This window comes from Neorhizobium alkalisoli, assembly GCF_007829835.1.
GTDB lineage: Bacteria > Pseudomonadota > Alphaproteobacteria > Rhizobiales > Rhizobiaceae > Neorhizobium.
Map to the genome: position 1 here is coordinate 770,179 of NZ_VIWP01000003.1, position 24,236 is coordinate 794,414.

Consider the following 24,236-nt stretch of genomic DNA (forward strand, 5'->3'; position numbering starts at 1 on the left):
ATTGAATGAACGACCCCTTTAAACAAGCAGACGCCCCGAGGAAAGTCCTCACCGCCGGAGAAGAGGCAGAGGGGCGCCTGGATGCATGGCTGACGCAGGTTCTCGGCGGCGAATTTTCGCGCAATCGCATCAAGGCGCTGATCGAACAGGGCGCCGTGACGCTAAACGGCAAGACCGTCACCGAACCGAAAAAGAAGGTTTCGCCCGGCGACAATCTGGAAATCGTGTTGCCCGAACCGGAGGATCCGGAACCCAAGGGCGAGGATATCCCGCTTGAAGTCCTCTATGAGGACGAGGACCTGATCGTCATCGCCAAGCCCGCCGGCCTCGTCGTGCATCCGGGCGCCGGCAACTGGACCGGCACACTGGTCAATGCGCTCATCCATCATTGCGGCTCGAGCCTTTCGGGCATCGGCGGCGTCAAGCGCCCCGGTATCGTCCATCGTCTCGACAAGGAGACGTCGGGTGTCATGGTCGTCGCCAAGAACGACATTGCCCACCGCCACCTTGCGGATCAGTTCGCCGACCACGGCCGCACCGGCCCGCTGGAACGCGCCTATATGGCCGTCGTATGGGGCCGCCCCAATGGCCTGAAGGGCACGATCGATGCTCCCCTCGGCCGCTCCAGCGCCGACCGCACCAAGCGCGCGGTGAAGAAGGAAGACACCGACGACGCCCGCCACGCCGTTACCCATTACGAGGTTATGGAGCGTTTTCACGAAAAGCCGGATGCGACCTCGCTGGCCGCCCTGATAGAATGCCGGCTGGAGACGGGCCGCACCCATCAGATCCGAGTGCATATGGCTCATGTCGGCACGCCGCTGATCGGCGACCCGGAATATGCCGGCGGCTACAAGACCAAGGTCAACCTTCTGCCGGAACAGGCCAAGGCAGTTGTCAGCCGTTTTCCGCGCCAGGCCCTGCATGCCTACCTGCTCGCCTTCGAACATCCCCGAACCGGCGAAGTGATGGAATTCGAGGCGCCGCTGCCGGAAGACATGGAAGAACTGATCGGGGCGCTACGGGCCTGACGCGACGGCCGCAGTACTGCGCGTATTGCGGCCCCGCAGATCCGACAGGACATGCAGAAGGACGGCAGCCATGACGATGCCGCCGCCGGTCAGTGTGGCGCCGTCCAGCGTCTCCGCGAAAAACAGCCACACCCAGAAGGGCGCAAGCGGCGCATCGAGCGCGCCGATCAGCGCCGTCTCGACCGGCGGCAAAAGCCGGGCGCCGTAAAGCAGAAGCGCGATGCCGAGCGTGAAGGCAAAGGCACCGAAAACCGAGACGACCACGATATCGTGGAGCGGGCTTGTCAGTGGCGTCGCAAAGGGCAAGGCGGCATAGGCGCTGATGAAGGCCGCAAGCCCGGCAATGACCAGTGCTGGCTGATCCGGATAGCGCCGCACCAGAACCGATGACAACGCGACGCAAAACGTCATGCCGAGCGCAAGCAGATCGCCCACCAGACTGCCGCCTGTGCCTGTTCCAACCATGATCACTACGCCGACCAGCGCGACGCCGCTCGCAACAAGTGCGGCACGACCAGGCCGTTCGCCGAGCACGACAAACCCGAGCCCTGCCGAGATGAACGGGCAGACGGCGAAGATGATCGACACATGCGCGACGCTCGTCGTTCTGAGCGCCGCGATGAAGAACATCATGCCGATGGCCGTCACCACCGCCACGCAAAAACCTGCGCGACCGAGCCCCTTCAGCCGCGTAAGGTTCATGCGAGGTGCCGTGACGGCTAGAAACAGCAACAGTGCCACTCCACCCGCAAGCCCACGCCAGAAAACGATCGTGGCGCTGTCGATCGAGACCAGCCGCGCCATCACACCCGCGGTGCTGAGAACGATCGTCGAGATGAACACGAGAACGAGGCCGTTAAGATAGCTGGAAGGTGTCATCGAAGCCCCCGAGAATGTTTGCCGGAAGACCGCCTATCAGATCGCTGCTGACAACAGCCCGTCAGCAGTGTTGACTGGCGGCGTTGGAGGGAGATGGCCCATGCCGAATTCGGGACGCATGTTCGAGATCGTTCAGCTGCTTCGCACGGCCCGCTTTCCGCTGACCGCCACGGCGATTGCAGCAAAACTCGAGGTGACCACCCGAACGGTCTATCGCGACATCGCCGCTCTGCAGGCGGCCCGTGTACCGATCGAAGGCGCCGCCGGCATCGGTTATGTCATGCGCAACGGTTACGACCTGCCGCCGCTGATGTTTTCTCCCGAAGAACTGGATGCGATCACGGTCGGCCTCGCCCTGATCGGCAGGACCGGCGACCATAGCCTGGAGGCCGCCGGCGAAAGCGCCATGGCAAAAATCGCCGCCGTCGTGCCGAGGCCCGGCCTTTTACCACAGGAACACCGGCTGTTTGCCTCGTCCTGGCATGCCATTCCCGATCCGGTCGTCGACATGCGGCTGCTGCGTGACGCGATCCGGCGAGAGAGAAAGCTGAAGCTCGCCTACCGCGATGGCGCCGGCAATCTCACGGACCGCATCATCCGTCCACTTGCGCTTTTCTACTATATCGATGGGGTGATCCTCGCGAGCTTCTGCGAGCTGCGGCAGGGTTTCCGGCATTTCCGCCATGACCGCATCGAAAGCTGCGAACCGCTGGAGGCCTTCTTCTCCGACAGCGCCGCCCGGCTTCGCGCCGAATGGCGCCTGCTTCCGGATTTCCTCGCAACCGACGGGGCTGGTTGAATGCGCGCCTGACGCGTATTGTGCCGGCAATCCCACGGAGCCGCCATGAGCCATCTCCATGCCACCACGCTACTCGAAACGGATCTCGTTGCCATCCGCGACGTGATCTGCGATGGCGCGTGCCGGCACAGGAGCCCGGAGGAGGCTGCGCAGTCGACCTCGCTTGTCTTTCCGTATCGCGGCGTCTTCATGCGGCATCTGGGCGATGACGAGGCGGTGGCGGAAGCAAGCCAGGTCGTTTTCTTCAACCGCGGCGATGTCTACAGCATCAGCCATCCCGTCGAAGGCGGCGATGCCTGCCTCAGCCTCTCCTTGCCGGAAATCCTGCTCGACGAACTCGTGCCCGATATCCATCGTCGCCCCGGTGAAACCTTTGCCTTCAACAAGCAGCGGCTGGGGCTCGATGCCCGCGCCCAAGTGCAGGTGGCGCTTCTGCGCCACAGCCTGATCAGCCGCACGGCCGAACCGCTGGAAGGCGAAGCGTTGGCGATGACGCTGGTGCGGCGGGCCGTCGGCGAGCGCACCACCCGGCCGCCGGTCTCGGGCTTCAGCACCCAGAAGCTGGTGAACCGCACAAAACTGCTTCTCTCGTCCGACCTCGCCCGCCGCTGGACGCTGACGGAAATCGCATCGGAAACCGGCGTTTCGCCCGTCTATCTCACTCAGGTCTTTCGCAAGATAGAGGGCATGCCGCTTTACCGTTACCAGCTGCGCCTGCGGCTTGCGCGGGCTCTCGATCTTCTCGGCAGTTACGACGATCTGACTGACCTCGGGTTGGAGCTTGGCTTTTCCAGCCACAGCCATTTTTCTTCCTCCTTCCGCCAGGCCTATGGCCGCACACCCGCGGAATTCCAGCGGTTTGCCGGGCTGCGGTAACGGCCGCTGAAAATCGCTAAAGATTCTGACAGCGGCACATGGGCGAAACGTGGTCTTGTTCTCCTTGTGAAGTCCACCACAGGGAGAAGAGATCATGAAGGAAAACACCTGCGCCGCCTGCGACTGCGATCTGGACGAGACCCGCATTGCCGTGCGCATCGGCGGCCGCGTCGTCGAAGTCTGCTGCGAGGAATGCGCCGAAGTGCTGCGTGAGGCCGAGGCGACGACACGCGCCGCGACAACCATCCGCACCTCGTCCCGCGCCGGCTGATAAGCGCCTGTCGCCGTCCCAAGGGGATCGGCACCGGAGAACGACCAGACTCGGCCGTTCTCCCCAAAACCAATATTTCCAGGAGAATATCGATGAGAAACGAGAACCGGGCGGTCTTCGACCGCGCTTCGGAACCCTATGACCTTGCCATGAATTCGGTGGTGCCGGCTCTGCCGCACCCTGCGCCGAAGGCGGGTCGCGAGGAAGTCGAAACGGATGAGGCTGCAGAAATCGCTGCTTCGCCAAAATCCTTTCTGCCCACTTTACTGAGAAAATTTGTCGCCCGCCTCCGCGCCCGCCGCAACCGGCTTGCCCTGCTCGAACTCAGCGAGGAGCAGCTGAAAGATATCGGATTGTCACGCAGCCAGGCCTATGGAGATCCCTATCGCGATCGTTTGGAGGCATCACACGGGCTGGAAAGGCGATGCCGCTAAATGATTACAAAGTAACGACATAAGCATATCAAATGAAATCATGAGCAAAACTCGGAATCCGCCAAATAATTACGCAGAGATACGGCGTCAAAATTTTGCTCTATTTCAGATTTTTGCTGCAATGCGAGATATCACGTCGCCGTATCACTGAGTCCGGCACGAAACATCTGTTCCGCGTTGAACGCCCTCCTTCCTCCACGCTCACAAAGCTCAAAGAAAAAGGGACATGCAGCCAATGAACTCCAGCATCCGCAAATTCATATTCGATGACCTCCAGCAGATCGACGGTTATATCGATCCACCGGATGCCCTGGTATTCCTGTCCCTGCTCCAGGCGCAGACAGGCCACGGTTTTACCGGCGGCCTTGCGGAAATTGGTGTTTTCTACGGACGCTCCTATTTTCTCCTGAAGAAGATCGGAGGGGACACGGATCGCGTGCTGGCGATCGATCTGTTCGATATGGACCAGAATATCGAAGGCGAGCCCGGCCAGTACCAGCGCTTCATCGACAATGGCGTGCGCCTTGGTCTCGGCGTCGATGAGGATCTCGTCATCAAGGGTGACAGCACGCGGCTGAGACCACAGGAGATTACCGACAAGGTCGGCCGCATCCGTTTCTTCAGCATAGACGGCGGCCACATGCTGCATCACGTCGCCTCGGACAGCGCGCTGGCAACCGAAACGCTCGCAGACCATGGCATCATTGCCTTCGACGATACGTTCAATCCCGCCTGGCCGGAAGTGACGGTTGGCGTCGCGGATTTCCTGCGTGAACGCAAGGACACGTTTTCCGCCTTCTGCATGACGAAATACAAGACCTATGTCTGCCGCAGGGAATTCCACGATCTCTATTATCGCGCCATCACCGATGCACCGGACCTGATGGCCTTCGACCATGTCGAAACGGAGTTTCTTGGTTCAAGGACGGTAAGATTGCACAATCCCATGGGCAAGCGCATGGTCTATGAACTGATGGTGCATACAGGCATGCGCGGACTTTCAGAACGCGTTTACCGATAGCGGCAAAGGGAATAATTGGCGCGATAGCATTACGGAATCGTAATGATATAACGCTTCCGTGAAGCCCTTGAATCACCCTTTTGCCGCACTTATCTGTCACTTGGACGGGTGCGGGATCGGGGACGATCCGCGCCTTCTTCGGTTCGCCTTCCAGCACGCATCGAATACTTCTGCGTGAAATTTACAGGGAGCCGACAACGATCGGAAAGGGGTGCTACATGGCCCGCAATACTCTGCCTTCCATTACAGCCGGCGAAGCCGGTCTGAACCGCTATCTCGACGAGATCCGCAAATTCCCGATGCTTGAGCCGCAGCAGGAATACATGCTCGCCAAGCGTTATGCCGAACATGGGGATCGCGACGCGGCCCATCAACTGGTGACCAGTCACCTTCGTCTGGTGGCGAAGATCGCCATGGGTTATCGCGGCTACGGCCTGCCGATCGGCGAAGTCGTGTCCGAAGGCAATGTCGGCCTGATGCAGGCCGTCAAGAAATTCGATCCCGAACGCGGCTTCCGCCTGGCAACCTATGCCATGTGGTGGATCAAGGCCTCGATCCAGGAATATATCCTGCGATCCTGGTCGCTGGTGAAGATGGGCACGACCGCCAACCAGAAGCGGCTGTTCTTCAACCTGCGCCGCCTCAAGGGCAAGATCCAGGCGATCGAGGACGGCGATCTGAAGCCGGACCAGGTCAAGGAGATCGCGACCAAACTGAACGTATCCGAGGAAGAGGTCGTTTCGATGAACCGCCGCCTGACCGGCGACGCATCGCTTAACGCGCCTCTCCGCGCAGCCGAAGGCGAAGCAGGTCAGTGGCAGGACTGGCTCGTGGACGACCACGACAGCCAGGAAGAAGTGCTGATCGAACAGGACGAGCTCGACACCCGCCGCCGCATGCTCGGCAAGGCACTGAGCGTCCTCAACGACCGCGAACGCCGCATCTTCGAAGCCCGCCGTCTGGCCGAAGACCCGGTCACGCTGGAAGAGCTGTCGTCGGAATTCGACATCAGCCGCGAGCGCGTCCGCCAGATCGAAGTCCGCGCCTTTGAAAAGGTGCAGGACGCCGTGCGCAAGGAAGCTTTGGCTCAGGCCCAGGCACTCCGTGTGGTTGACGCCTAAGCGACGGAAACTATTGCGAATTGAAAGAAGCCGCGGCACCGAACGCCGCGGCTTTTTTGTCTCTGCTTTTGTCTCAGGGATGCGACAGTTTGCGGGAATTTCGAACCTTGGACAGGCTGACCTAAATCAAGTTCTCCCTTCGAACCGGCTAGTACGGTCTGGCAGAAAAGCCAGAACCAAAAGGAGAATGGCAAGATGAAAGCAGCCCGCTGGTACAGCGCCAAGGATATTCGCGTCGAGGAAGTCACCGAGCCGAAGCCGGCAGCCGGACAGGTCAAGATCAAGGTCAAGTGGACCGGCATCTGCGGCAGTGACCTGCATGAATATGTGGCTGGCCCGATCTTCGTGCCGGTCAAGGCCCCTCATCCGGTCAGCCATGACGTGGCGCCGATCATCATGGGCCATGAGTTTTCCGGCGAGGTCGCCGAGATCGGCGAAGGTGTCGAACGCGTCAAGCCGGGCGACCGCGTCGTTGTCGAACCGATCCTCGCCTGTGGCAAATGTGATGCCTGCCTGCATGGCAAATACAATCTCTGCGACAATCTCGGCTTCCATGGCCTGTCGGGCGGCGGCGGCGGTTTTGCCACCTACACGACGGTCGGCGAGCGCTGGGTGCACAAGATGCCAGAAGGCCTGTCCTTCGAACAGGGCGCCCTTGTCGAGCCAGCAGCGGTCGCCCTGCATGCCGTCCGTCTCTCCAGCCTCAAGGCCGGCGGCACGGCAGCCGTGTTCGGCGCCGGTCCGATCGGCCTTCTCGTGGTCGAGGCACTGCGGGTGGCGGGCGCTTCGGCGATCCATGTCGTCGAACTGTCGCCGCAGCGTGGCGCCAAGGCGCTCGAACTCGGCGCGACCAGCATCATCGATCCGTCCAAGGAAAACGCCGCCCAGAAAATCCGTGAGCTGACGCCCGGCGGTGTCGATGTCGCCTTCGAAGTCACCGGCGTGCCGGCCGTCCTGCAGCAATGCATCGACGCCACCCGTTATGAAGGTGAAACGGTGATCGTCTCCATCTGGGAAAAGGAGGCACCCTTCCAGCCCAATACCGTGGTGCTGAAGGAAAAGAGCCTCAAGGGCACGATCGCCTATCGCGACGTTTTCCCGGCCGTCATGAACCTGATGGTCCAGGGTTATTTCTCGGCCGAGCGGCTCGTCACCAAGCGCATCGAGCTCGACGATATCGTTACGGAGGGTTTTGACACGCTGGTCGCGGAGAAAAGTCAGATCAAGATTCTGGTCCGCTCTCCGGACTGACAATGTTCCGCATTCACGGAAGCTGGAGCCCGCGGTCATGCCGCGGGCTCTTTTCGTTCCAAGCCTTTATCGCGAACCGGAATGCAGGCCGCGGCGACGGTCCGCGGCGATCATCTCGGCAAGTGCGGAGCGCATCAGGTCGATCAGCAGGAAGACCACAAGGCTGATGCCCATCGCAGGCAGGGCAAGCCCGAGTGCGATCGCCACGACGAGGACGATCATCTTCACTGGCGTCGAAAGATGCGAGAATGCCCGGCCAAGCGTGCGCGGAGATCCGCCAGCTACGGGCCGTCGCAGCCACCACATGCGATAGCCATACATGATCATCGCCATCAGGCCCAAACCGAAGGCCGCCATCAGGATCTGGTTTGCCACACCGAACAGCACGCCCATATGGGTATCAATACCCCAGCGGATCAGTTTTGCGACAAGCGGAAACGTCGCAAAGTCCGCACGGCTGACCACCGTCATGCTGGACGGATCGACGGCGATCGTATCGACCTGCGTCGGCCAGCTGCGGTCATATTCGCTGACCCGGAACGCCTGCTCGACAGTGCGGGGCGGACGCACCTCGATCATGGGTGAATCGATGCCAACGGCCCGCGCCGTTTCGACGACACGATCGATAGCGGCAAGCGTATCCGCTTCAGTGAATGGCGCCGCCACGGGCGGTGCAGCCCCGCCGCTCTGGTGCTCGGCATGCTCGCCCAGAGGCTGCGCCGGCTTGGCGCCACCGAGATCGACGGAAACCGATGGCGTGATCCAGCCGACGACATTGCGAAACTCGTCGATATTGCCGCCTGCCCAGCGCGACCATGTCAGCCCGGTGACGGAGAGGAAAAGCAGGCCGAGCGCCATCCAGATGCCGATCAGCCCGTGCAGCCGCCGCTCGCGCGCCGCCTTGCCAAGATTCTTCGGCAGGCCGAGACGCCACAGCCAGAGCAGCACGCCACCCAGAACGGCGATCCACAGCCAGGAGGCCGCAAGCTCGCTGTAATTGCGGCCGATATCGCCGAGCAGCAGATTGCGATGCAGGTAATCGAGCGCGATGCGGAAAGGCAGGATACCGCTCGTGCCATAGGTCACGAGCTCGCCTTGCGTCTTCAGCGAGGCCGGATCGACGAAGATCGTGCGTGTTTCCGATTCGCCGAGACCCGGCTCGGTAAACATCACCCGCGTCGTCTTACCTTCCGCAATGGCTGGACGCACGGCGAACAGTCTTGGCCCCTCACCCATCACTTGGCGAGCGGCAGCGACCTGCTCCGAAAGCGGCCTTGCCGGCCCCTGCGTCGCAGCCACCAGCTGGTCGCGATAGAGCCAGCCTTCGATCTGCGGCGTCAGCACGTAAAGCGTGCCGCTCAGCGCCGCAAAGAAGATGAACGGTGCGACGAACAGGCCGATATAGAAATGCAGCCGGATCATGAACAGCCGGAAGGCGCCTTTCGTCTCGGCGCTGCGGACGGCAGTCTCAGCAGCCATGACCGGCCTCCATGAATGAGGCAGCAGGGTGCAGAGTGGATGTTTCGGCCAAAAGCCTGTGAAGAGCCGGCAGCATCGGCCAGCAAGCGATCGAACAAGCGACCATCATTGTCTCCTTGAAAATGAACGGACCGGCAGCGAAGCCGGCATGCGTGCAGAATCAGGAGAGGCTTGGTGGCCCCCGGACATCGCCGCTCAAGCCCAGCAGCCGTGGCGTCTCGTGGACCGACGGCAGAAGAGCGACGGTCTCGCCGATGACGATACGCGGCGCAAATACAGGACCGTTATCGCAAGGCAGACCGGGCGTGATCGAATGGGCAATCTGGCAGGCGGCCTGACAGCAAGGCTGCGGCACACCATCGAGCGGGCTCTTGCCCTGATGCTCTTCAGCCCCCGACGACGAACAGATGACTTCGAGCGCGCCATCCAGCGACAGCATCGAGGCCTGGGCATAACCACTGATGCCACCCTGCAGCAGAAGCATCACGGCGATGAGGCCGGCGAGAACGCCGCCGCTCATGGCATCGCGAATGATCTGTCTGAAAAAGCGCATAACCTTCCCATAGGGGAAGGTTTGGCTTTGTCAACTATCGGTCGTGGTGAAGACCTGCGACACTTTCTCATCAACGAAAAATCCCGCCTGCGTTTCCGAAGGCGGGATTTTGAAATTCGGCTTTAAAAACCGCTTACTGGCTGCCCGGCGAAGCGGGCATCTTGGCCCATTCGGCGATTGCCTCGTTAAAGGCCTTTTCGCCTTCCGGACCCTTCTGCAGTGTCAGCAGTGCACGACGGCCGTTGCGATAGGCAACCGGAATATCGATCCAGTTGCGGGTCCGCAGCAGGTCGAGATTGGTGTTGCGGGCATCCGGGAAATCGTTGAGCGCGATCATGTGGAAATCGTCGGTGATCTTGGCCGGAACCGCGATCAGCGCGTTGCCACGATCCTGCTCGGTCGTCTTCATCGCGATGCGCTGGACGCTGTCGATCGCGCCGCCTTCAAAGCCCGGAGGCACGGCGAAAACGATCTCGATCAGATGGCTGGCGGGCAGCGACGGATCGGTATTGCGCTTCAGCGTCATCAGCGCCGTCAGGCCACGGCCGGGCACGGTGATACGGCCCTGCACTTCCGGCTCCGGCGGTCCGCCATTGGCACCCGGTTCACGCAGCAGCGACCAGGACACGGTCCCGTCGATGGCAGTCGGTGCGGTCTGGCCGAGACGCTCTTCGTAGAGGAACATCTTTTCGCCCGAGGCGGCCGGCGTATTGGCAATATTGCCGCTCGGCGTGGCCGGTGCAGGCGTTGCCGGTGCATTGGCTGCTGGCGGGGTGGTGCCGGCAGCTGGTGCTGTCGGAGCAGCGGTACCGGGTGCAGCAGGCGCCGGCGTTGCCGGCGGCGAATTGAGCTGCGCAACCGACTGGCCTTCGGCATTCTGTGCCAGCGTGCCGGCGGCGCCCGGACCGTCATCGGTCTCGCTGCCATCCGCCATCAGGCGCTGGGTGAATTTCGGATTGGCTGCAGAACCATCGGCCGGCGCCGGCGTGGTCGCTGGCGTCTGCGGACGATTGGCGGCCTGCTGGTTGGCTGCAGGCGGCGTGGCAGTGGTCGTCGCTGCACTGGAGGCAGGGTTCGCTGCCGGCGGCGTGCCATTATTGGCCGTCGATGCGGCCGGGGTCTGCTGTGCCGTAGAAGTACCGCTGGAGTTCGACGAGATCAGGCCACCGACGAGTTCGTCGAGCGAATCGCGGTTGATCCAGACAGCATAGGCGCCGCCCGCCACGACGAGCAGGCCGACAATGCCGAGCACGAGGCCGGCATAGCTGCGCTTGCGCACCGGTGTCACCCGATAGGGCTTTGCCGGGCTTGGCATCAGGTCTTCGAGATCGTCATCATTGCGCGATGCGGCACGGGCCTCGGAACGCGGCTGTTGCTGCTGTTCCTTGGTATAGCCGATCAGGTCTTCGAGATCGCTCCACGGATCCCGGTCGGCCTGCTTCGCATCATCCGCCTTGGCGGCACCGGCCTTCCCATCATCGACCTGCGACAGGTCGGACGGGACGTAATCGGCAAAGAAGCTTTCGGCGTCATCGGCCTTGTGGCTGCCCTGCACGGCGGACAATTCGCCGACGGGCGGCATCCGCACGGCATCGGCCGCGACATGCGTCTCTTGGTCGAAATGGGCATCGACACGCTCTGCCGAAGCATGACGGCCGATCGGTTCGACGGGGCCTGCGGGAATAAGTTCGGGAACATCGTTCCAGGCAGAATCAAGCTCGGCCTGCTTGCGGGCATGCTCGTCCTGCGACCAGCCATCGTGCTGTTCGAAGGCAGACGCCGCCTCGGCAGCGCTGTCGCCGGCACGCCAGTCACGATCGGCATGGCCGGAAAGCTCACCCGAAAAGCCATAAGGTGGCTCTTCATGGGCTCTTGCCTGTTCCGGCTCGTAGCGGGCAGGCTCTTCATAGGCAGGTTCGTGGACCGGCTCATCCGGTGCCTGATAGGCCTCGGGAGCCACATAGGCCGTGTCTTCTTCCCGGCTTTCCGCATGCTGCGTGAAGCTGGGCTCGGCATGGGCTTGGAACCGGTCTTCCTCGACGCGTGCACCAGCCGCTTCTTCGAAAAACGCCCGCTCGGCAAGAGCAGTGCGCTCATCATGATGCGGTTCTGGCTCGACAGGCTCCTCATAGGCAGGAACGGCAGCCGGCGCCTCTTCCTCAATCTGCTCGTCGCGGGTCTCATAGGCGACCGGTTCGTCGACCTGATCCCAGGCAGGCGTTGCGTGTTGAGGCTCGGCGGCAGCATGGACAGGTTCGTGAACCGGCTCATACCGTTCCTCGACCTCTTCCGCCGGCTCATAAGCCTGAGCCGGAGCCTCGGCATGATCCTGTTCGGGTTCGTCGCGATAGACGGGAGATTCGGCTGGCTCGGGATCCGCTGCATAGGTGGCTGCGGCAGCGACGGGCGCTGCTGCAACCTCTTCCCCCGGATAGGGGAAGCCATCGTCGACGGGTGCGGCCTCGGCATGCTCCGCCTCGACCTCGGTGATGGCCAGCTCCAGCTTGTCCATCTGCCTACGAAGCATTTCCTCAGGCGGGCGCGGCTTCATGTTCTCGAGCTGCCGCTGAACGGCGCCACGAGCCTTCTCATACACTTTCGCACGCGTATCAGGCGTGTTGGTGGTAAGCCCGTCTACAGCGCGGCGGATCACCGCTACAAAATCAGCCATCAGCACTTCTCATAATCACCGACTCGTCGCCGGCAGAATGGATAATCAGTTCTAAACTTTAATCTTCAAACGGGTCCGTCACAAGTATGGTGTCGTCCCGCTCGGGGCTGGTGGACAGAAGCGCGACCGGAGCACCGATCAATTCCTCGACCTGGCGCACATATTTGATCGCCTGCGCCGGCAGTTCGGCCCAGGAACGGGCACCGACGGTCGATTCCTTCCAGCCTTCCAGCGTCACGTAGATCGGCTCTACACGCGCCTGCGCCGCCTGGCTTGCCGGCAGGTGGTCGATGCGCTCGCCATCCAGCATGTAGCCGACGCAGATCTTCAGTTCTTCGAGGCCGTCGAGAACGTCGAGCTTGGTCAGCGCGATGCCCGTGATGCCATTGGTCGCGACCGACTGGCGCACGAGCGCCGCATCGAACCAGCCGCAACGGCGCTTGCGACCCGTAACCGTGCCGAATTCATGGCCCTTTTCGCCGAGGAACTGGCCGATCTCGTCGGTCAGCTCGGTCGGGAACGGGCCTTCGCCGACGCGGGTCGTATAGGCCTTCGTGATGCCGAGGATATAGCCGAGCGAACCCGGGCCCATGCCGGAACCGGCAGCAGCCTGGCCGGCAACCGTGTTGGACGAGGTAACGAACGGATAGGTGCCGTGGTCGATATCGAGCAGCGAACCCTGCGCACCTTCGAACAGAAGGCGCGAGCCCTTGCGGCGCTCCTTGTCGAGCAGTTCCCAGACGGTTTCGCGATAGGGCAGAACCTTGTCTGCAACCGACGTCAGCTCTTCCATGATCGTCTCATAGGAGACTTCCGCCTCGCCAAGACCACGACGCAGGGCGTTGTGGTGGGTGAGCAGGCGATCGACCTTGAGCGCGAGGGTTTCCGGATCCGCGAGGTCCATCACGCGAATCGCACGGCGGCCGACCTTGTCTTCATAAGCCGGGCCGATGCCGCGGCGGGTCGTGCCGATCTTGGTGCCGCTGTTGGAGGCCGCGTCTTCGCGCAGGCCATCCAGTTCGCGGTGCAGCGACAGGATCAGCGTCGCGTTGTCGGCAATACGCAGCACGTCCGGCGAGATCTTGATGCCCTGGGCTTCAAGCTTGGCGATTTCAGCCACGAGCGCATGCGGATCGACGACGACACCGTTGCCGATGACCGAAAGCTTGCCGCGCACGATGCCGGACGGCAGGAGCGACAGCTTGTAGCTGACACCATCGATGACGAGCGTATGACCGGCATTGTGACCGCCCTGGAAGCGCACGACGATATCGGCGCGTTCGGAAAGCCAGTCGACAATCTTGCCCTTGCCCTCGTCACCCCATTGCGAACCCACGACCACTACATTCGTCATCTTTGCTTCCCTGCCTCTTCGGCATGTTGCCACCGGCAATCCCGCCATCGCAGCGCTCTACAGGCGCGGCAGCGGCATAGTGCCGAATCCAATCCCACACCGCCGTGCGATAGAACCTATCCGATTGCCCGGCCGTGCAAACGGGCGCATCTATAATGCCTTGGCCTGCGGAAAGCGACCTGTTTGTGATCTTCCCGTGGTTTTTGCGTGACAAATGGCAAAACACCGCGTTATTGCCCCGCCGCTGGGGAAAAACCTGCCCCGAAGCGCTCTAGCCAGAGGGGCTCGGGGGAGGAAAGCAGTTTGTACCGCAGCGCATACCTTTATCTCGTCATCGCGACTCTCTGCTGGGGCGGCAATGCCGTCGCAGGAAAGCTTGCCATCGGCCATATCAGCCCGATGATGCTGACCTTCTGGCGCTGGGGATTTGCAACCACGATCATCTGCGCGATCTCCGTGCCGCAGCTCGTCCGCGACTGGCCCGTCGTCAAAAAGAACCTGCCGATCCTGATCTTCCTCGGGCTTGTCGGCTACGTCGTCTTCAACGGCGCGCTCTATACGGCCGTCAACTATACGACAGCGATCAACGTCACCGTCGAGCAGGTGGCGATCCCGATGTTCATCTTCATCATCAATTTCGCGCTGTTTCGCATGCGTGTCAGCTGGCTGCAGATTTTAGGCTTCACCCTGACCTTTCTCGGCGGCCTCCTGACGGCCGTGCATGGCGATCCCCGTGCGCTGGTGACGCTGACCGTCAATTTCGGCGATGCGATCATGATGATCGCCATTCTCGCCTACGCGCTCTACACCGTGGCGCTACGCTGGCGGCCCAAGATCGACTGGCGCACGCTGATGGCCGTGCCCGCCTTCTTCGCCTTCCTTTTCAGCATTCCGCTGGTCGGCTGGGAATATTCGACCGACAGGCTGGTCTGGCCGGATGCGAGCGGCTGGGCCATCACGCTTTATACCGCCATCTTCGCATCGCTGGTGGCGCAGGTCCTGTTCATCAAGGGAGTCGAGCAGATCGGCGCCAACAGGGCCGGCCTGTTCATCAATCTCGTCCCCGTCTTCGGTACACTGCTCTCGGTCCTGGTTCTGGGCGAAAGGCTGCAGATGTTCCACATCGCAGCACTTGCGCTGGCGCTCGGTGGCATCGCCATCGCCGAACGCGGAAAACCCGCCTCCGGCTAGGAAAGGCGGGCATCGCTTCGGGACAAGCGAATTTATATTCCGGGATCTTTGATCAGAGCGGATGAAAAACCGGCGCGATCGCACGGCGCGGTTCATCGGCAATGGCTACCATCTCGATGATCGGGCTGCGGTCACCAAGCGTCACTTCGCCGGCCGCGGTCTTCACGACCAGAACGCGGTCGATCTGGCCTTCAGCCGTCACAAGATAGCTGAGCTGCAGGTCGTCTGCCGACCATCCGAGCGAAAGCAGCTGGTCGCGCTTCAAGGCAGCGCAGTCGAAGCAGCTTTCGCGCGACGGGATTGCCGAAGCGGTCTTGTCAAAACTTCCGAGATAGGTGTCGAGGTCATAGACCGTGCGGTTGACCCCGGCATTGACCTGCGAGAGCTGTTGCTGCTTCGCGAAATCATCTGCCGCTCCGGCGCCGTCATGGCGCACGGAAGCGCTGTCTTCGGCGACCGGTGCATGGATCGCCGCCGAGCCGGAAAGCACGAAGGCGAGACCGCTCGGGCCTGCCGCATGGGCTTCCTTGCTGATGATGAGGGCTGCCAGAATGGCCACTGAGACGATGAGCTTCCTGATCATTACGCCGACCCCTTCTCTGGCCCTGTCTGCCGGGCGGCGCTTGCGTAACGGCCGCCTCTTCTGTTCATGACAAAAGCCTACGCCGACAGGTTTTCGGGGCGCTTAAGCGAAAAGATGCAATTTTATTGAAATCCATCTTTTTCTCGCCATGGCACAGATAAACCGGTTCTGCGCGCGCAAAAAGGCAGCGGACCAAGCGGAAATTGATGCTTTTCGAGATGCCCCCCATCTCCTAACCCTTGGTCCAAAGACAACAAAGGGAAGGCAGGCGACCGATGGGCAAGCCGTTTTACTGGAACGAACTGAACACGCTCGACTTCGCCGACCTCTCGCCGGACAGGACGATCGCAATCCTGCCGATCGCTTCAACAGAGCAGCATGGGCCGCATCTGCCGATCGCGACTGACGTGGCAATCGCCAACGGCATGCTGGCGGAGCTGAAAACCCAGCGCCCGGAAGAACTCGACATCCTCGTCTTGCCGACCCAGGAAATCGGCAAGGCCAACGAACATATCTATGGCCCCGGCACGCTGTCCCTCGGCGCCGACCTGCTCATCCCCGCCTGGACCGCGATCGGCGCCAAGGTGGCCGAGGCCGGCGTGAAAAAGCTGGTGATCGTCAATTCCCATGGCGGCAATGTCGACATCATGAGCATTGTCGGCCGCGAATTGCGGGTGCGTTACCAGATGGCCGTCATCGGCACCCAATGGGGCCGCTTCGGCCATCCGGAGGGACTGATCTCCGAACACGAGCAGAAATACGGCATCCATGGCGGTGAAGTGGAAACCTCGCTCATGCTGCATTTCCGCCCGGAACTGGTGCGGATGGAAAAAGCCCAGAATTTTGTCTCGGCCGCCGAAAGCCGCTCGAAATTCATGCAGCCGGCGCCGCCGCATGTCCTTTCCTGGATCGCTCACGACCTCAACCCCAACGGCGTCGTCGGCGATGCTTCGAAGGGCACGGCGGAAAAGGGCGCCACGATCTGCCGCCATCAGGTGGCGGGCTTCGTCGAGATGCTGCGTGAATTCGAAAAGTTTTCGCTGAGCGAGCTTTATACCCGCTGAAGGCCTATTCGACAGTGTCTTCGAGCGCCGCCAGCGCCTTGACGACGTCTGGCGGTCCCTTCCGATATTTGGCCTTGAGCTTCTTCAGGGCCGCATCCGTTCCCTTGCAGTATTTGTCGAGCGCCTTGTTGATCTCCGCGCCGCGCGCTTCGTCATAAGCTTCTTCCCCTCGAAAATGGTCGCATTGCTCCCGGTTGGCGAGGAAGGTTTTGACATCCGCGGGAAACTCGGCGGCGGATACGGTGGTCCCCGCTCCTGCCGCCATGGCCATCACCAAAAACCCGATTGTCGCCGCACGTCGCATTGCCGATTCCCCCCTGAAACTATGATCTTGTCAGCTTAGGCCCGCTGCATACCGGTTTCATGTCTGCCCCTGCGCCGGCAAATGCCCCTTGCCCTGTAGCTCGGCCACCATGGCGGCAAGCTCCGACAGCAAAAATTCCACGAACAGGCTGGTCGCCGTATCCAGCGTCGCCCGCGACCGCGCCACGAGCTTCATCGGCTGGTGGCGTTGATGCGGCGTCGCGATCGGCCGAAAGATCAACTCGCCACGCCGGCATTCCGGCAAAACATCGAGCGGATTGAGCAGCGAAATTCCGGTTCCGCATTTCACCAGCTGTTTCAGCATGTCCGACGCATTCGTCTCGACGATCGGCTCGACGGCGATCGAAAGCTGCGATAGGGCGAGGTTGATGATGTTGCGCAGGCTGGTGCCCGGCTGCGCCAGAAGCAGCGGCTCATGGCAGACATCGGCGAGATCGATCGGCCCCTCGCCCGCCAGCCGGTGGCCTGGTGGAATGACGGCGCCGATCGGCACGTCGAACGTCGCAAGCGTACGAATACCCGGCGTTGCGGGCATATTGAAGCCGAGACCAATATCGACCTCGCCCGCCACGACCGGATGAATGGTGGTCGAGCCGCCATCGTTGCGCAGATGAATGCGCACCCGCGGATGCTTGGCAACGAAACGCGCGATGATTTCCGGCAGCGGCCCCGCGGCAAGACCGACGGTTGCCACCATCGTCACCTTGCCGAGCTGCGGCATTTTCAGGCCGCGAATGCGCGCCTCCATCCGCTCATAGGCCTTCAGCGTCTCGCGGATATGCTCGATGCAGAGTTCGCCGGCCGCCGTCAGTTTCAGCCCGCGCGGCATGCGTTCGAAGATCGGCGCGCCGATTTCCTCTTCCAGCGCAAGAATCTGCCGGTTGATCGCCGACGACGCGACATTGAGGTTGGCAGCCGCCTTGCGGATCGAACCGCAGCGGGCGATCTCGTCGATATATTGCAGTTTGCGCGAATGAAGCATGCTGCCGCGGTTCCGTTTGCTTAAATCTTGATCGCATCGCACAATCGCAGCGACCGCATTTTGAGCGCTGCCTCAAAGGCATCGCTGCGGGCGAATTTTGATGCTTTTCAAGGCGCAAGGCAACCGCTCAAATACTGCTTATAAAATACTCCCACGATGCCGCGTGGTTTAACAGGGGAACGAAGCGACATGTCCAAATCATTGACGATCAAAGCATTTATGGCCGCTGCCGCAATTTCAGGCGCCGCCCTTGCCGCCCAGCCGGCAGCCGCCCTCGACGAAGTCTCCTACGGCACCAACTGGCTGGCCCAGGCCGAACATGGCGGCTTCTATCAGGCCGTCGCCGATGGCACCTATGAGAAGCATGGCCTCAAGGTGAAAATCATCCAGGGCGGTCCGAACGCCGCCAACCGCGCGCTTTTGATCGCCGGCAAGGCCGATTTCTACATGGGCGGCCAGCTGGGTGACATGGACGCCGTCAAGGAAGGCATTCCGCTGATCAGCGTCGCCTCGATCTTCCAGAAGGATCCGCAGGTTCTGCTGGCTCACCCGGATGCCGGTGTCGAAAAATTCGCGGACCTCGCCAAGCTCAACACGATCTTCATGGCCAAGGAAGGTTTCGCCACCTATTTCGAGTGGATGAAGAAGAACTATACCGGCTTCAAGGAAGACCAGTACAAGCCCTACACCTTCAACCCCGCTCCGTTCATCGCCGACAAGAAGTCCGCCCAGCAGGGTTACCTGACCTCCGAGCCCTATGAAATCGAAAAGCAGGCCGGCTGGGCGCCGAAGGCGTTCCTGCTCGCCGATGCCGGTTATGCCCCTTATTCAACGATGATCACCACGACCCAGAAGATGGTCGACACCAAGCCTGACGTCGTGCAGCGCTTCGTCGATGCCTCGATCGAGGGCTGGTACAACTATCTCTACGGCGACAACAAGGGCGCCAACGATCTGATCAAGAAGGACAATCCGGAAATGACGGATGGCCAGATCGCCTTCTCCATCGCCAAGATGAAGGAAGCCGGCATCCTGATCTCCGGCGATGCCGAGACCAAGGGCATCGGCTGCATGAACGACGAGCGCTACAAGAAGTTCTTTGACGCCATGGTGGCAATCAAGGTCGAGCCGGCCGATCTGGATTTCAAGAAGGCCTATACGACCAAGTTCGTCTGCAAGGGCGTGGGGATGAATTTGAAGAAGTAAAGGGCTTCGCCTCCGCAGCCCTTCACCCTACCCTCTCCCCGCATGCGGGGAGAGGGGACCTGCCCCAAGACGGAATAGAGGCTGAGGCAAGCCGGCGCGGCATATCCCTTCTCCCCGCAGGCGGGGAGAAGGTGGCGGCAGCCGGATGAGGGGCAGCGCAGGTCTCAGAACATGCATTTACAAGGCCAGTAATGACCCCAACCCAAGCCCCAACGACGCCAACTTCAGTAGACACCCGCAAACGTGCGCTCGTGACCATGCGCGGTGTCTCGAAACAGTTTTCGAGCGGCACGCTGGCTTTGTCCGACATGTCGCTGACGGTGGAAGGCGGCGAGTTCGTGAGCCTGCTCGGCCCATCCGGCTGCGGCAAGTCGACGGCGCTCAGGATCATTGCCGGCCTCGGTGACGTCACCTCCGGCACGATCGACTGGCCAAGCTCCCGCATCAATTCAAAGGGCCTGCCGGAAGGCGATATTTCCTTCGTCTTCCAGGAGCCGACCCTGATGCCCTGGCAGACGGTGTTCGGCAATGTCCACCTGCCCCTGAAACTGCGCGGCATTTCGAAATCCGCAGCGCGCGCCGATATCATGGCCGCGCTCGAAACCGTCGGCCTCAAGGATTTTGCAGAGGCCTATCCGCGCGAACTTTCGGGCGGCATGAAGATGCGTGTTTCGATCGCCCGCGCCCTCGTCACCAAGCCGAAACTGCTGCTGATGGACGAACCCTTCGCGGCGCTCGACGAAATCACCCGCCAGAAGCTGAACGACGACGTGCTGCGGCTGTGGCAGGAGACGGGCATCACCGTCATCTTCGTTACCCATTCCGTCTTCGAAAGCGCCTATCTGTCGAACCGCATCGTGGTGATGAAAGCCCGCCCCGGCCGCGTCCATGCGGATTTTCCGCTGGTCACCAGCCTCGAGCGCGATGCCCATTACCGCACCTCGGAAGACTACCGGCAGGCCTGCGAAAAGGTCTCGACCATGCTGATCGAAGCCATGGGAGGCGAGGAACACTGATGGCCAATCCGTCCGAAAAAGCCGGTTTTCTCAACCGCGATATTCTTCTCCGCACCCTGATCCCGATCGGCGTCGTTGCCTGTCTCATCCTCGCCTGGCAGTTGATCATCCTCGCCTACGAGATCCCACAATATATCCTGCCCGGCCCGGTGGCCGTTGCCAATTCGCTCTACAAGGACTGGGGCACGCTTGCTCCCGCTTTGTGGGTGACGACGCAGATCACCATGCAGGCCTTAGCGCTGGCGCTGATCGGTGGCGTCGGCATCGCCGTTTTCCTCGTCCAGTCGAAATGGATCGAGATCGCTTTCTACCCGATCACCGTCATCCTGCAGGTCACCCCGATCGTCGCGATCGCACCGCTGATCCTGATCTATGCGCCGACGACCCAGGTGGCGCTGCTGATCTGCGCGTTCCTCGTCGCTTTCTTCCCGATCCTGTCCAACATGGTGCAGGGCCTGAAAAGCGTCGATCACAACCTGCTCAACCTTTTCGACCTCTACGGCGCCTCGCGCTGGCAGACACTGATCTTTCTGAAACTGCCGGCCTCCCTCCCCTATTTCCTCACCGGCCTGCGCATCGGCGGCGGCCTGGCGCTGATCGCGGCGGTCGTCGCGGAATTTGCAGCAGGTTCTGCCGGCGCCGGCTCCGGCCTCGCTTTCCGTCTACTTGAGGCGCAATACCGCCTGAACATTCCGCGCCTGTTCGCAGCCCTAGTGCTCCTGTCGCTGCTCGGCGTGGTGATCTTTGCGATCACCTCCTTCATCTCCTGGTTCTTCCTGCACCGTTGGCATGAAAGCAGCCTAAGGAGGGAAAACTGATGGCAAACGAATTTTTGACACTTCCCGAGGCCGGCCGCTTCGTACTGGCGAACGCCACGCTGCCCGCCATCCTCGTCAAAGGTTTCGCCGCGCCGGCCAGGGAAGGCCTCGTCTCGGCCGATCTCGTGATTGCCGACGGCAAGATCGAGGCCATCCTGCCGCACGGCTCGGCGCCGGTAGATCTCCCAAAGGCCGATCTGCGGGACGGCATGGTCTGGCCCTGCTTCGTCGACATGCACACGCATCTGGACAAGGGCCATTTTTGGGACCGTCGCCCGAACCCGGACGGCACGTTCATGGGCGCGCTCGAAAACGTCCGCGCCGACCGTCTCGCCAACTGGTCGGCCGAGGACATGCGCGCCCGCATGGAATTCGCGCTGAAAAGCGCCTATGCCCATGGCACAAAACTGATCCGCACCCATCTCGACAGCATTCCGCCCCAGGAAGACATTTCCTTCCCGCTGTTTTCCGAAATGCGCGCGGAATGGAAGGGCCGCATCGACCTGCAGGCCGTCGCCCTCCTGCCGCTCGAAGCGGTGCTCGACGAAAAGGCGTTTGGCGGTATCGTCTCGACCGCGAAAAAGCATGGTGGCCTCCTTGGTGGCGCCACCCGCATCCTGCCGGATTTCGAAAAGATCCTCGACACGCTGTTCCGTGCCGCCGCCGATAACGGCCTCGATATCGACCTGCATGTCGATGAGACCGAGGAACGCGAAGTGCTGACGCTGGAGGCCATCGCCGACACGAAACTGCGGCTCGGCTTTACCGGTGCAGTCACGGTCGGCCATTGTTGCTCGCTGGCGCGACAGGACGAAGAGACGGCAAAACGCGTCGTCGACAAGGTCGCCAAGGCCGGCATCTCGGTCGTCTCCTTGCCCATGTGCAACATGTATCTGCAGGACCGCCATGCCGGCCGCACCCCGCGCTGGCGCGGCGTCACCCTGTTCCACGAACTGACGGCAGCCGGCGTAAAAGTCGCCGTCTCCTCCGACAACACGCGCGACCCCTTTTACGCCTATGGTGATCTCGACGCCGTGGAAGTCTTTCGCGAGGCAGTCCGCATCCTGCATCTCGACCACCCCTTGAGCGAGGCTGCCCGCGTCGTCACATCGACACCCGCCGAAATCCTCGGCCGCCCGGATGTCGGCGTGATTACGGAAGGCGCCCCCGCCGATCTCGTTCTCCTCAGCGCCCGCCGCTGGAGCGAATTCCTTTCCCGTCCGCAGGCCGACCGCATCGTGATGCGGAATGGCAAGGGCATCGACCGTCGCCTGCCGGATTATCGTGACCTGGACCCGATCTTGGATAAATGAGCATGGCAGATTACGCGCAGATCAAGAAAGACCTTGAAGGCATCGCGCTGGAAGACAATCCGGCTTTGGTGCGCCAGAAGAGCCGCGATTTCTACTGGTATTCGCCGATCCTCAAGCGGGAACTCGAAAACGTCACCGCCGATCTCGTCGCCTCGCCGAAGAATGAAGCGGAAGTGATCCAGGTGCTGAAGGTCGCCTACGCCCATGGCGTACCGGTGACCCCGCGCGGCGCCGGCACCGGCAATTATGGCCAGGCCATGCCGCTCTCGGGCGGCATCGTGCTCAACCTCGCCAACATGAACCAGGTCAAGGAAATCCATCCCGGCCGCGTCATCGCCGAGCCCGGCATCATCATCGCCGAACTCGACCGCCAGACAAAAGCCCATTCCGGCCAGGAACTGCGCTTTCACCCCTCGACCGCCCAGACGGCGACGATCGGCGGCTTCATCGCCGGCGGCTCCGGCGGCGTCGGTTCGATCCACTGGGGTGGCCTCCGCGACCTCGGCAACATTCTTCGCCTGCGCGTTGTTACCATGGAAGCCGAGCCGCGTGTTCTCGACCTCACCGCCTGGGACCTGCAGAAGGTGACCCACGCCTATGGCACCAACGGCATTATCGTCGAAGTCGAGATGCCGCTCGCGCCCGCCTATGACTGGGTGGATGTTCTGGTCGGTTACGACGATTTCATGGATGCCGTCCGTTTCGGCGATGCCGTCGCACACAAGAACGGCATTCTCGTCAAGGAAATCGCCCCGATCGCAGCCCCGATCCCCTACGATTATTTCCCGCGCCACAAGCCTTTCATCCGCCACCGCGATCAGTCGATCTGCGTCTTCATGGTGGCACCGCATTCCATGGATGCGTTCACCGCCTTTGCGGACAAGAGCAAGGCGGAAATCCTGTTCCGCTCCGACAAGGTCGAGAGCATGAAGGGCATTCCGCATGCCTATGAGCTCGCCTGGAACCACACGACTTTGCGTGCCCTGAAGGTCGATCCGAACTTCACCTATCTCCAGGTCCAGTATCCCGGCCCCGACCATGTCGAAAAGGTGAAGCTGATGACCGAGATCTTTGGCGACGAAGTGCCGGGCCATCTCGAATTTTTGAAATTCGACGGCCGCATCCAGTGCTCCGGCCTGCCGCTTGTCCGCTTCACGACCGAGGAGCGGCTGGAGGAAATCATGCAGATCCACCGTGACAACGGCTGCCCGATCTTCAATCCGCACCGCTACACGCTGGAGGAAGGCGGCATGAAGCAGACCGACGTGGTCCAGCTCGCCTTCAAGAAGGAAACCGATCCGAAGGGCCTGCTCAATCCCGGCAAGATGATCGCCTGGGACAATCCCGATTTCGATTTCTCCGCCGGCAAGAACTATCTCTTTCCGGGTCTGGCAGCGGCAGGTGGCTGATGAAGGTTCTGCTGCTCCACTCCCATCCGGTCGAATCGAGTTACGGCGCGGCGCTGCATAAAGCGGCGCGCGAAAGCCTCGAAAAGGCCGGGCACATCGTCGATGACTGCAATCTTTATGCGGAAAAATTCGACCCGGTCCTCTCCCGCGAGGAGAGGCTCGGTTATCACACCGTGCCCGACAATATCGCGCCGGTGAAGGATTACGTGGAGCGGCTGCGGGCAACGGATGCGATCGTCATCGTCACGCCGATCTGGAACTTTGGCTGGCCGGCGATCCTCAAAGGTTATTTCGACCGCGTCTGGCTACCGGGCGTCACCTTCGACATGGACGAAGGCGACCGCGGCCGCCTCACCCGCAAGCTCACCAATATCAAGAAGCTTGCCGTGGTGACGACCTATGGCGGCAATCGCTGGCGGGCTTTCCTCGCCGGCGACCCACCGCGCAAGCTCGCCACCCGCGTCCTGCGCGCCACCATCAACCCGGCCCGCGGCGTCACCTATCTCGCCCATTACGACATGAACAACTGCACGCCGGAAACGCGGGCAACCTTTCTCGCCAAGGTGAGGAAGGAAATGGAACGGTTTTAG

24 protein-coding genes are annotated in these 24,236 nt (G+C 61.6%); 16 read left to right on the top strand and 8 right to left on the bottom strand.

Annotated features, from left to right (window positions below; all coding sequences use genetic code 11):
• Positions 1 to 5: 5 nt before the first annotated feature.
• Positions 6 to 1,031, top strand: a complete 1,026-nt coding sequence (locus FHW37_RS14665) for an RluA family pseudouridine synthase (protein WP_145637690.1) — start codon at positions 6 to 8, stop codon at positions 1,029 to 1,031.
• Here FHW37_RS14665 and FHW37_RS14670 read toward each other — a convergent pair.
• Positions 1,020 to 1,910 carry a DMT family transporter gene (locus tag FHW37_RS14670; RefSeq protein WP_145637691.1) on the bottom strand — a complete coding sequence of 297 codons (891 nt, stop codon included), beginning with the start codon at positions 1,908 to 1,910 and terminating at the stop codon, positions 1,020 to 1,022. The genes FHW37_RS14665 and FHW37_RS14670 overlap by 12 nt on opposite strands.
• A 100-nt stretch (positions 1,911 to 2,010) precedes the next feature.
• Between FHW37_RS14670 and FHW37_RS14675 the strand changes: the two genes are divergently transcribed.
• The 7 genes from FHW37_RS14675 (at position 2,011) to FHW37_RS14700 (ending at position 7,683) form a co-directional block, all read left to right on the top strand.
• On the top strand, positions 2,011 to 2,709 hold the full coding sequence (locus FHW37_RS14675) for a helix-turn-helix transcriptional regulator (protein WP_145637692.1): 699 nt from the start codon (positions 2,011 to 2,013) through the stop codon (positions 2,707 to 2,709).
• A 45-nt stretch (positions 2,710 to 2,754) separates the two neighbouring features.
• Positions 2,755 to 3,585 (top strand): helix-turn-helix transcriptional regulator, encoded by an 831-nt coding sequence (locus FHW37_RS14680; RefSeq protein WP_145637693.1) that lies wholly within the window; start codon positions 2,755 to 2,757, stop codon positions 3,583 to 3,585.
• Between the two features lie 94 nt (positions 3,586 to 3,679).
• On the top strand, positions 3,680 to 3,856 hold the full coding sequence (locus FHW37_RS33565; protein ID WP_186458257.1) for a hypothetical protein: 177 nt from the start codon (positions 3,680 to 3,682) through the stop codon (positions 3,854 to 3,856).
• 92 nt (positions 3,857 to 3,948) lie between these two features.
• Positions 3,949 to 4,290, top strand: coding sequence for a DUF1127 domain-containing protein (locus FHW37_RS34605; RefSeq protein ID WP_348642842.1), 342 nt, complete (start codon positions 3,949 to 3,951; stop codon positions 4,288 to 4,290).
• 235 nt (positions 4,291 to 4,525) lie between these two features.
• Entirely contained in the window at positions 4,526 to 5,311 is a 786-nt protein-coding gene (locus FHW37_RS14690; RefSeq protein ID WP_145637695.1) for a class I SAM-dependent methyltransferase, read from the top strand.
• A 218-nt stretch (positions 5,312 to 5,529) separates the two neighbouring features.
• Positions 5,530 to 6,432 carry an RNA polymerase sigma factor RpoH gene (rpoH, locus tag FHW37_RS14695; RefSeq protein ID WP_145637696.1) on the top strand — a complete coding sequence of 301 codons (903 nt, stop codon included), beginning with the start codon at positions 5,530 to 5,532 and terminating at the stop codon, positions 6,430 to 6,432.
• A 195-nt stretch (positions 6,433 to 6,627) separates the two neighbouring features.
• Complete coding sequence (locus FHW37_RS14700) at positions 6,628 to 7,683, top strand: 2,3-butanediol dehydrogenase (RefSeq protein WP_145637697.1); 1,056 nt, start codon at positions 6,628 to 6,630, stop codon at positions 7,681 to 7,683.
• 66 nt (positions 7,684 to 7,749) lie between these two features.
• On the opposite strand, the gene FHW37_RS14705 is transcribed toward FHW37_RS14700, so the two are convergent.
• The 4 genes from FHW37_RS14705 to FHW37_RS14720 form a co-directional block, all read right to left on the bottom strand.
• Positions 7,750 to 9,162: a PepSY-associated TM helix domain-containing protein gene (locus FHW37_RS14705; RefSeq protein WP_145637698.1), complete on the bottom strand. Its 1,413-nt coding sequence runs from the start codon at positions 9,160 to 9,162 to the stop codon at positions 7,750 to 7,752.
• Between the two features lie 160 nt (positions 9,163 to 9,322).
• A complete protein-coding gene (locus FHW37_RS14710) occupies positions 9,323 to 9,715 on the bottom strand; it encodes a hypothetical protein (protein ID WP_145637699.1) in 393 nt (130 codons plus the stop codon).
• Between the two features lie 133 nt (positions 9,716 to 9,848).
• Positions 9,849 to 12,386 carry a hypothetical protein gene (locus tag FHW37_RS14715; RefSeq protein WP_145637701.1) on the bottom strand — a complete coding sequence of 846 codons (2,538 nt, stop codon included), beginning with the start codon at positions 12,384 to 12,386 and terminating at the stop codon, positions 9,849 to 9,851.
• A gap of 58 nt (positions 12,387 to 12,444) precedes the next feature.
• Positions 12,445 to 13,740, bottom strand: a complete 1,296-nt coding sequence (locus tag FHW37_RS14720) for an adenylosuccinate synthase (RefSeq protein WP_145637703.1) — start codon at positions 13,738 to 13,740, stop codon at positions 12,445 to 12,447.
• 303 nt (positions 13,741 to 14,043) lie between these two features.
• On the opposite strand from FHW37_RS14720, the gene FHW37_RS14725 reads away from it, so the two are divergent.
• Complete coding sequence (locus FHW37_RS14725; protein WP_145637704.1) at positions 14,044 to 14,931, top strand: DMT family transporter; 888 nt, start codon at positions 14,044 to 14,046, stop codon at positions 14,929 to 14,931.
• 52 nt (positions 14,932 to 14,983) lie between these two features.
• Here FHW37_RS14725 and FHW37_RS14730 read toward each other — a convergent pair whose 3' ends face one another.
• On the bottom strand, positions 14,984 to 15,514 hold the full coding sequence (locus tag FHW37_RS14730) for a transglutaminase-like cysteine peptidase (RefSeq protein ID WP_145637706.1): 531 nt from the start codon (positions 15,512 to 15,514) through the stop codon (positions 14,984 to 14,986).
• A 275-nt stretch (positions 15,515 to 15,789) separates the two neighbouring features.
• Between FHW37_RS14730 and FHW37_RS14735 the strand changes: the two genes are divergently transcribed.
• Entirely contained in the window at positions 15,790 to 16,578 is a 789-nt protein-coding gene (locus FHW37_RS14735) for a creatininase family protein (protein ID WP_145637708.1), read from the top strand.
• A gap of 4 nt (positions 16,579 to 16,582) precedes the next feature.
• Here FHW37_RS14735 and FHW37_RS14740 read toward each other — a convergent pair whose 3' ends face one another.
• Both FHW37_RS14740 and FHW37_RS14745 read right to left on the bottom strand, forming a co-directional pair.
• Positions 16,583 to 16,843 (bottom strand): hypothetical protein, encoded by a 261-nt coding sequence (locus FHW37_RS14740; RefSeq protein ID WP_145637710.1) that lies wholly within the window; start codon positions 16,841 to 16,843, stop codon positions 16,583 to 16,585.
• A 96-nt stretch (positions 16,844 to 16,939) separates the two neighbouring features.
• Entirely contained in the window at positions 16,940 to 17,884 is a 945-nt protein-coding gene (locus FHW37_RS14745; RefSeq protein WP_145637712.1) for a LysR family transcriptional regulator, read from the bottom strand.
• Between the two features lie 189 nt (positions 17,885 to 18,073).
• On the opposite strand from FHW37_RS14745, the gene FHW37_RS14750 reads away from it, so the two are divergent.
• From FHW37_RS14750 to FHW37_RS14775, 6 genes are all read left to right on the top strand, one after another.
• Positions 18,074 to 19,090 (top strand): ABC transporter substrate-binding protein, encoded by a 1,017-nt coding sequence (locus tag FHW37_RS14750; RefSeq protein ID WP_145637713.1) that lies wholly within the window; start codon positions 18,074 to 18,076, stop codon positions 19,088 to 19,090.
• 191 nt (positions 19,091 to 19,281) lie between these two features.
• Complete coding sequence (locus tag FHW37_RS14755) at positions 19,282 to 20,106, top strand: ABC transporter ATP-binding protein (RefSeq protein ID WP_145637715.1); 825 nt, start codon at positions 19,282 to 19,284, stop codon at positions 20,104 to 20,106.
• On the top strand, positions 20,106 to 20,924 hold the full coding sequence (locus FHW37_RS14760) for an ABC transporter permease (protein ID WP_145637716.1): 819 nt from the start codon (positions 20,106 to 20,108) through the stop codon (positions 20,922 to 20,924). The genes FHW37_RS14755 and FHW37_RS14760 overlap by 1 nt, the downstream gene beginning before the upstream one ends.
• A complete protein-coding gene (locus FHW37_RS14765; protein ID WP_145637718.1) occupies positions 20,924 to 22,237 on the top strand; it encodes a cytosine deaminase in 1,314 nt (437 codons plus the stop codon). The genes FHW37_RS14760 and FHW37_RS14765 overlap by 1 nt, the downstream gene beginning before the upstream one ends.
• Positions 22,238 to 22,239: 2 nt before the next feature.
• The gene (locus tag FHW37_RS14770; RefSeq protein ID WP_145637720.1) at positions 22,240 to 23,646 is read left to right on the top strand and encodes an FAD-binding oxidoreductase; all 1,407 of its coding nucleotides are present in this window, start codon (positions 22,240 to 22,242) and stop codon (positions 23,644 to 23,646) included.
• Positions 23,646 to 24,236 carry an NAD(P)H-dependent oxidoreductase gene (locus FHW37_RS14775; protein ID WP_145637722.1) on the top strand — a complete coding sequence of 197 codons (591 nt, stop codon included), beginning with the start codon at positions 23,646 to 23,648 and terminating at the stop codon, positions 24,234 to 24,236. The genes FHW37_RS14770 and FHW37_RS14775 overlap by 1 nt, the downstream gene beginning before the upstream one ends.